This is a genomic window from Oleisolibacter albus, from assembly GCF_003336875.1.
In the GTDB taxonomy this organism is placed as follows: domain Bacteria; phylum Pseudomonadota; class Alphaproteobacteria; order Azospirillales; family Azospirillaceae; genus Niveispirillum; species Niveispirillum album.
In genome coordinates this window covers 45,302-52,009 of record NZ_QGNJ01000022.1, presented here as the reverse complement: position 1 = coordinate 52,009, position 6,708 = coordinate 45,302, and the positions used below count along the sequence as shown (strand labels likewise).

Here is a 6,708-nt window from a genome sequence, read left to right as displayed (position 1 = left end):
TCCAATATTCCCCACTGCTGCCTCCCGTAGGAGTCTGGGCCGTGTCTCAGTCCCAGTGTGGCTGATCATCCTCTCAGACCAGCTACTGATCGTCGGCTTGGTAGGCCATTACCCCACCAACTACCTAATCAGACGCGGGCCGCTCCCTCAGCGATAAATCTTTCTCCCTAAGGACGTATCCGGTATTAGCGTCCGTTTCCAGACGTTATCCCGAACTGAAGGGTACGTTCCCACGTGTTACTCACCCGTGCGCCACTCCCCCGAAGGGGCGTTCGACTTGCATGTGTTAGGCCTGCCGCCAGCGTTCGTTCTGAGCCAGGATCAAACTCTCAGGTTTGATGCGATCACATCTCCAAGGCCAAAACCCCAGAAACGCAATCTCCATGACAGGGATACTTCAACGCTTAACTACATGGGTCAGGGCCAAAACCCTAACCCGATGCACATGCGCCAGCATCCCCAATCGAACCAACATGGCCCAACCAAAGATCCGCCGCCTGCGCATCCCTTCTCAACACCAACTTCACTTGTCCAAGAACCCGTCCGGAACCCGGCAGAGCAACCCGATCGCCACTGAAGCGACCCGCGCCCGCCACCGTCTCCGGAAGAACCGGCCAGCGCCTCAGCGCCGCCCGATGCCCAGTGATATAAGACCGCGGCGCCAACTTGTCAACACCGCCGTGACGCTTTTTTGAAGTTTTTTCAGCGCCACTCCCCAGCCATCAGACCAGGAAGCCCAATATATCGGGCAAATTCCAGAAGCCAGAACCAAACCCCGCCCCAAACAACACTGCGTGCCGCCCAGAACCAAAACCGCAATTACTTGCGATCCCCTTAAGGCCCAGTCCCAACCTATCTACTCTATTCAAGATCCCGCAAACCCGTCTCCAGGTCCGCCTCCTCAACCAGCCGTGCAGCCCGTCGGGAGGCGCGCTTATATGGCCTCCCCATAAACCCTGTAAAGAGGAATTTTAAAAAATCTTCACAGAAGCCGGGAACAAGATCGGGCGGTGAGGCCGGCGGGGATCGTTCACGGACGGCGGAGCAGGCCCGGTGACCGGGAACCAAGGGGCGCCGCCTGCAGTTGTCGCTGCGCCTGCCCGCACCATGGCAGGGCTGCGGAAGGGATGATGCCTGTCCCCGACCGGCCCGGCACCGCGAGCCCAGACAGGAGACATCTGCCATGCCCCCTGCACCGCAGCCTCTGGTTCCGCCAGCCTCTGCTGGCCTTCCCGCCTCCCCGGCTCCGTCGGCGAGCCTCGACGCCGCGGCCGGCCAAGTCCCCCGGCACCGGGCCGGGCTGTCCGCCTGTCTCGCCCTGCTTCTGGTCGCGGCAGCGCCGGCCGCAGCCCAGTATGATGTTCCCTATGTGCCGACGCCCCAACCGGTCGTCGACGCCATGCTGGAGCTGGCCCGGCCCGGTCCCGGCGATTATCTGATCGATCTCGGCTCCGGCGACGGGCGCATCGTCGTCACTGCGGCCCAGCGCTACCAGACACCCGGCCTGGGCGTGGACCTCAATCCCGAGCGCATCCAGGAAGCCAGAGCCAATGCCGCGGCGGCCGGTGTCTCCGCCCAGGTGGAATTCAAGCAGCAGGACCTGTTCGAAACCGACATCGGCAAGGCCACGGTGCTGACCATGTATCTGCTGCCCCAGGTCAATCTGCGCCTGCGGCCACTGATCCTGGACCGGCTGGCCCCGGGAACGCGGGTCGTCTCCCACGCCTTCGACATGGATGACTGGGAACCCGACGAGACCCGGACCGTGGACGGCAAGCAGATCTATCACTGGCTGGTGCCGGCCAGGGTGCAGGGGACGTGGTCGCTGTCAGCAGGCAATGGCGGCAGCCGGACCCTGAATCTGCAGCAGAAATACCAGCGGATCGACGGCATGCTGGGCGGCAGCCACGCCCTGCAGGAGGGGAGCCTGACGGGCACGGACATCCGCTTCGTCCTGCCGGGCGAGGACGGTAGGCCCCGCCGCTTCACCGGGACGGTGCAGGGCAACCGCATGTCCGGCACCACGGCGGACGGCGCCCCCTGGACCGCCACGCGGACCGGCTGAGCCATGGCTGTCGAGGATCGGGCCGGATCGGAGCCGGCGGCCAGCACCGCCGCCCACCCGGCCGCGGGCGGATCGAGGGTGGACAGGCCGGCCCCCGGCCTGTCCACCTGGGACGGGGTGGTGCTGCTGGTGGGCACCGTGGTCGGCGTGGGCATCTTCAAGGCGCCGGCCCTGGTGGCCGCCAATGCCGGCAGCCAGTCCGACTTCCTGCTGCTCTGGCTGGCGGGCGGGCTGGTGTCGCTGGTGGGGGCCCTGGTCTATGCCGAACTGGCCTCCACCCTGGCGGATGTGGGAGGGGAATACCGCTTCCTGACCCGCGCCTGGGGCCGGCCGGTGGGGTTCCTGTTCGCCTGGACCCGGCTGGCCGTGGTGCAGACCGGGGCCATCGCTGCCGTCGCCTTCGTCTTCGGCGATTATCTGCACATCCTGCTGCCGGGTGGCCCCGTCGGCGCGGCCCTCTATGCCGCCCTGGCGGTTCTGGTTCTCACGGCGGTCAACTGCGCCGGGGCGGCAGCCGGCACCCGGGCCCAGGGAGTCCTCACCGGGCTGCTGCTGCTGGGCATCCTGGTGCTCGCCGCCGCCAGTCTGGGAACGGAGGCGGCAGCCACCCGTCTGTCGGCACCGCCACCGTCCGGGAGCGTCACCGTGGCCGGGGCCGCCATGATCTTCGTGCTGCTGACCTATGGCGGGTGGAACGAGGCGGCCTATCTGGCTGGCGAGTTGCGGGATGTGGGACGCAGCATGCAGCGCGTACTGCTGCTGGGGCTGGCCGCCATCGTCACCCTCTATGTGGTGATGAATGCCGCCTATCTGCATGTGCTGGGGCTGGACGGCGTGGCCCGGTCCGACACGGTGGCGGCCACCCTGGCGGAAGCGACGCTGGGGCCGCGGGGCGGGCAGGCCATCGCCCTGCTGGTGGCCGCAGCCACGCTGAGCACGCTGAATGCCGCCCTCTTCACCGGGGCCCGCGCCGCCTTCGCCCTGGGCCGGGACTATCCGCGGCTGTCCCTGCTGGGCCGTTGGGACGGGCGGCGCGGCACGCCCGTGGGCGCCCTGCTGGTGCAGGGGGGGATCAGCCTGGCCCTGGTCGGCCTGGGCGCCCTGGCCCGCGATGGCTTCACCGCCATGGTGGAATTCACCGCCCCGGCCTTCTGGCTGTTCCTGCTGCTGACCGGCCTGGCCCTGTTCCGCTTCCGCCAGCTGAGGCTGCCGGCCCGGTTCCGGGTGCCCCTCTACCCGCTGACGCCGGCGCTGTTCTGCGCGGCCTGCCTGTTCATGCTCCATGCCAGCCTGGTCCATACCGGCTGGGGCGCGCTGGTCGGGGTGGCGGTGCTGGCCCTGGGGCTGCCGGCCTATGCCCTGGTCGCCCACGGCCGACGCCCCGGGCGGGAGAGGGAACGCGACGGGAGCCCGCCATAGGGAAAGGGGCGGGAACCGCCATGGAAACCACGGGCCCCGCCCCCCGATCTGCATCCAGGACGGCATCCGCTCCGCCAGCTATTCGGCCGCCGCCTGGCTCGCCGTCCCTTCGCGCTTGCCACTGGTATACGTGCTGCCCGGCCGGTTCCGGCCCGGCGGCGGCTTGCCCGGCAGCGGCGGCAGGGCCCTGGCCTTCTCCAGGTCCAGCCCGGCGCCCTCGGCCACCCGGCGCCCGTAATCCTCGTCGCAGTGCCAGAAATGCCAGACCATGCGCAGGGCGATGTGCTCGGGGCAGGCCTTCATGTCTTCCACCAGATTGGCGATGAGGTCGTCACGCTCCCGCTCGTCGAAGCTGCGGTAGCGGTCGCCGGCCTGCCTGTAGTCATCGGCCGTGCGGGTGGTCTGGTAGCGGCCGAGATGGCCCTCCACCCACGGGTGGTATTCCCGGGCCGTCCGGTCCGTCTCGCGCAGGCCGCCCATGGAGCTGGGTTCGTAGTTCACCCGCGGATTCTCCCCGGCCGCATCCACATGATAGGCCATCTGCCCGTCGCGCTGGTTGGTGCGGGCCGGCGTGGCCGGGGCATTGACGGGCAGCTGCAAATAGTTGGCACCCACGCGGTAGCGCTGGGTATCGGAGTAGGACAGGGTCCGCCCCTGCAGCATCTTGTCGTCGGAGAAGTCGATGCCGTCCACCAGCACGCCGGTACCGAAGGCGGCCTGCTCCACCTCGGCGAAGAAGTTCGAGGGGTTGCGGTCCAGCACCACGCGGCCCACCGGCAGCAGCGGGAACCTGTCCTCCGGCCAGCGCTTGGTGTCGTCCAGCGGATCGAAATCCAGCTCGGGATGGGCGTCGTCGCTCATCAGCTGCACACACATTTCCCATTCCGGGAAGTCGCCGCGCTCGATGGCATCGTGCAGGTCGCGGGTGGCGTGACCGACGTCACGGGCCTGAATTTCCGCCGCCTCGCCGCTGGTCAGGTTCCGCACCCCCAGCCTGGGCTCGAAGGAGAATTTGCACAGCCAGGCCTCGCCCTGGTCGTTGACCAGCTTGTAGGTGTTCACGCTGGAGCCCTGCATGTGCCGGTAATCGGCGGGGATGCCCCAGGGACTCTTCACCCAGGTCACCATATGCAGGCTTTCCGGGTGGTGCATGACGAAATCGTAGAAGCGCCATGGCTCCTGCCGGTTGCTGACGGGGTCCGGCTTGAAGGCGTGGATCATGTCCGGGAACTTGATGGCGTCCCGGATGAAGAAGACCTTGAGATTGTTGCCCACCAGATCCCAGACGCCCTCCTCCGTCTTGAACTTGATGGCGAAGCCGCGCGGATCGCGGGCCGTCTCCGGGCTGTCCTTGGAGCCGATCACGGTGGAGAAGCGGATGAACACCGGCGTGCGCACCCCAGTCCGGGTCAGCACCTTGGCCCGTGTATAGGTCGCGGCCGGCTGGTCGCCGATGCGGCCATAAGGTTCGAAATAACCATGGGCACCGGTGCCGCGGGCATGAACCACCCGTTCCGGGATGCGTTCGCGGTCGAAATGGGTGATCTTCTCGATGAACTGATAGTTCTCCAGCGTCGCCGGCCCGCGCTCGCCCACGCTGCGCAGGCTCTGGTTGTCATAGACCGGATGTCCCTGACGTGTGGTCAGCTGTCCGTCGCTCATGGCCTCCTCCCCGGCGCAAGGCGGGCCGCGGCCCGCATCGATCACCGCAACTGACCCGGCCGGGGACAGTTCCCTTCGACTTGGAATAATTCTAGAATTGTTCCTACTTCCTGCTCCGAGGTTTCCTGGAATGCGCTCCCGCTCCCTCCGCCGCCTGCATCCCGCCCTGCGCGACGATATCGGCGATCTGGTCACCCGCCGGCCGCTGCCGGGACCGCGCCTGCCCCATCTCGACCCGTTCCTGTTCCTGAACCATCACGGGCCGCAGACCTATGCGCCGGGCAATCGCGGCCTGCCCTTCGGGCCGCACCCCCATCGCGGCTTCGAGACCGTGACCTTCATCCTGGACGGCGAGCTGGCGCATCTGGATTCCGGCGGGCATGAGAGCATCATCACCGCCGGCGGGGTGCAGTGGATGACGGCCGGACGTGGCCTGGTTCATGCCGAGCTGTCGCCGGCCGGCTTCAAGCGCCGGGGTGGCCCGCTGGAGATCCTGCAGCTCTGGGTCAACCTGCCGGCCCGGCTGAAGCTGACCGAACCGCGCTATGTGGGCCTGCAGGCGGCCGACCTGCCGGTGGCCACGGCCGGGGGCGTGCGGGTGGTGCCGGTGACCGGCGCCTGGAACGGTGTCGCCGGCCCGGTGCGGAGCCTGACCGGATTGACGCTGATGACGGTGCATCTGGACCCCGGCGCCCGCTTCCAGGCGCCGCTGCCGCCGGGCCATGCCGTCTTCCTTTATACTGTGCGTGGCGGGATCGATATCGGCGGACAGGCGGCCCCCGCCTTCCATCTGGTGGAGCTGGACGGGGACGGCGACGGGCTGGATCTGACGGCGGGCGATGACGGCGCCATCCTGCTGTTCGGCCATGGCGAACCATTCGCCGAGCCCATCGTGGCGCACGGCCCCTTTGTCATGAACACACGGGACGAGATCGTGCAGGCGGTGCAGGATTACCAGGCCGGCCTGTTTGGCACGGTTCCGGGCCTGTGACCCGTCGGGCCGCGGTCCGGACCCCAAACCGGACCCGGCCGCACCCTTGCCAAGAGGAACGGTTTGCCCAACCCTTTTCTTTGCTGAACCGCCCCCTTTGCTGAACCGCCCCCTTTGCTGAATCGCAAGGACGGCGGGGCCGGGCATCCGCCACCCTGAGGCACGGTTCCGCCCGCCATCCTTCGACCAGGAGACCGCTGATGACTCCGCCCCTGACCGCCCTGCGCCGCCTGCCCCCGCTGATCCGCTTCATGCTGGCCCACGGCGTCGTCGGGTTCGGCCTGTCGGCCCTGGCCATGCTGGCCCTGTTCTGGAGCGATCTGGGCGGTATCGCCACACTGATGCAGAAATCCGATCTGGCACCGGTGCCGGCCCTGCTGCTGTGGTTCTTCATGGGGCTGACCTTCGGCAGCGTGCAGATCGGCACGGCAGTGATGCTGCTGCCCTATCCCGACGACGAGAACGGGCGGGATGGCGGCCACCGGGCACGCCCGCCGCTGCTGGCCGCCCTGGCCGTGCCGGTGCGCGTCACCCCCCGTCGCGGCTGACCCCTCCCTCTCTTCCGCCACCT

The 6,708-nt window shown here is 67.9% G+C and carries 5 protein-coding genes and 1 rRNA gene; 4 read left to right on the top strand and 2 right to left on the bottom strand.

Translation table 11 applies throughout. The features are described 5' to 3' along the window. Positions 1–337, bottom strand: a 16S ribosomal RNA gene (locus tag DK368_RS20240); the annotation flags it as partial. Between the two features lie 846 nt (positions 338–1,183). Here DK368_RS20240 and DK368_RS20235 point away from each other — a divergent pair. Both DK368_RS20235 and DK368_RS20230 read left to right on the top strand, forming a co-directional pair. After that, positions 1,184–2,065, top strand: coding sequence for an SAM-dependent methyltransferase (locus DK368_RS20235; RefSeq protein ID WP_114395793.1), 882 nt, complete (start codon positions 1,184–1,186; stop codon positions 2,063–2,065). Between the two features lie 3 nt (positions 2,066–2,068). Then, the gene (locus DK368_RS20230; protein ID WP_114395792.1) at positions 2,069–3,484 is read left to right on the top strand and encodes an APC family permease; all 1,416 of its coding nucleotides are present in this window, start codon (positions 2,069–2,071) and stop codon (positions 3,482–3,484) included. 78 nt (positions 3,485–3,562) lie between these two features. On the opposite strand, the gene DK368_RS20225 is transcribed toward DK368_RS20230, so the two are convergent. Next, on the bottom strand, positions 3,563–5,146 hold the full coding sequence (locus DK368_RS20225) for a catalase (protein ID WP_114395791.1): 1,584 nt from the start codon (positions 5,144–5,146) through the stop codon (positions 3,563–3,565). A gap of 130 nt (positions 5,147–5,276) precedes the next feature. Here DK368_RS20225 and DK368_RS20220 point away from each other — a divergent pair, with 130 nt between their 5' ends. Together DK368_RS20220 and DK368_RS20215 are read left to right on the top strand one after the other, a co-directional pair. Then, the gene (locus tag DK368_RS20220) at positions 5,277–6,137 is read left to right on the top strand and encodes a pirin family protein (protein ID WP_114395790.1); all 861 of its coding nucleotides are present in this window, start codon (positions 5,277–5,279) and stop codon (positions 6,135–6,137) included. Between the two features lie 200 nt (positions 6,138–6,337). Further along, on the top strand, positions 6,338–6,685 hold the full coding sequence (locus DK368_RS20215) for a hypothetical protein (protein ID WP_114395789.1): 348 nt from the start codon (positions 6,338–6,340) through the stop codon (positions 6,683–6,685). The last annotated feature ends 23 nt before the right edge of the window (positions 6,686–6,708 follow it).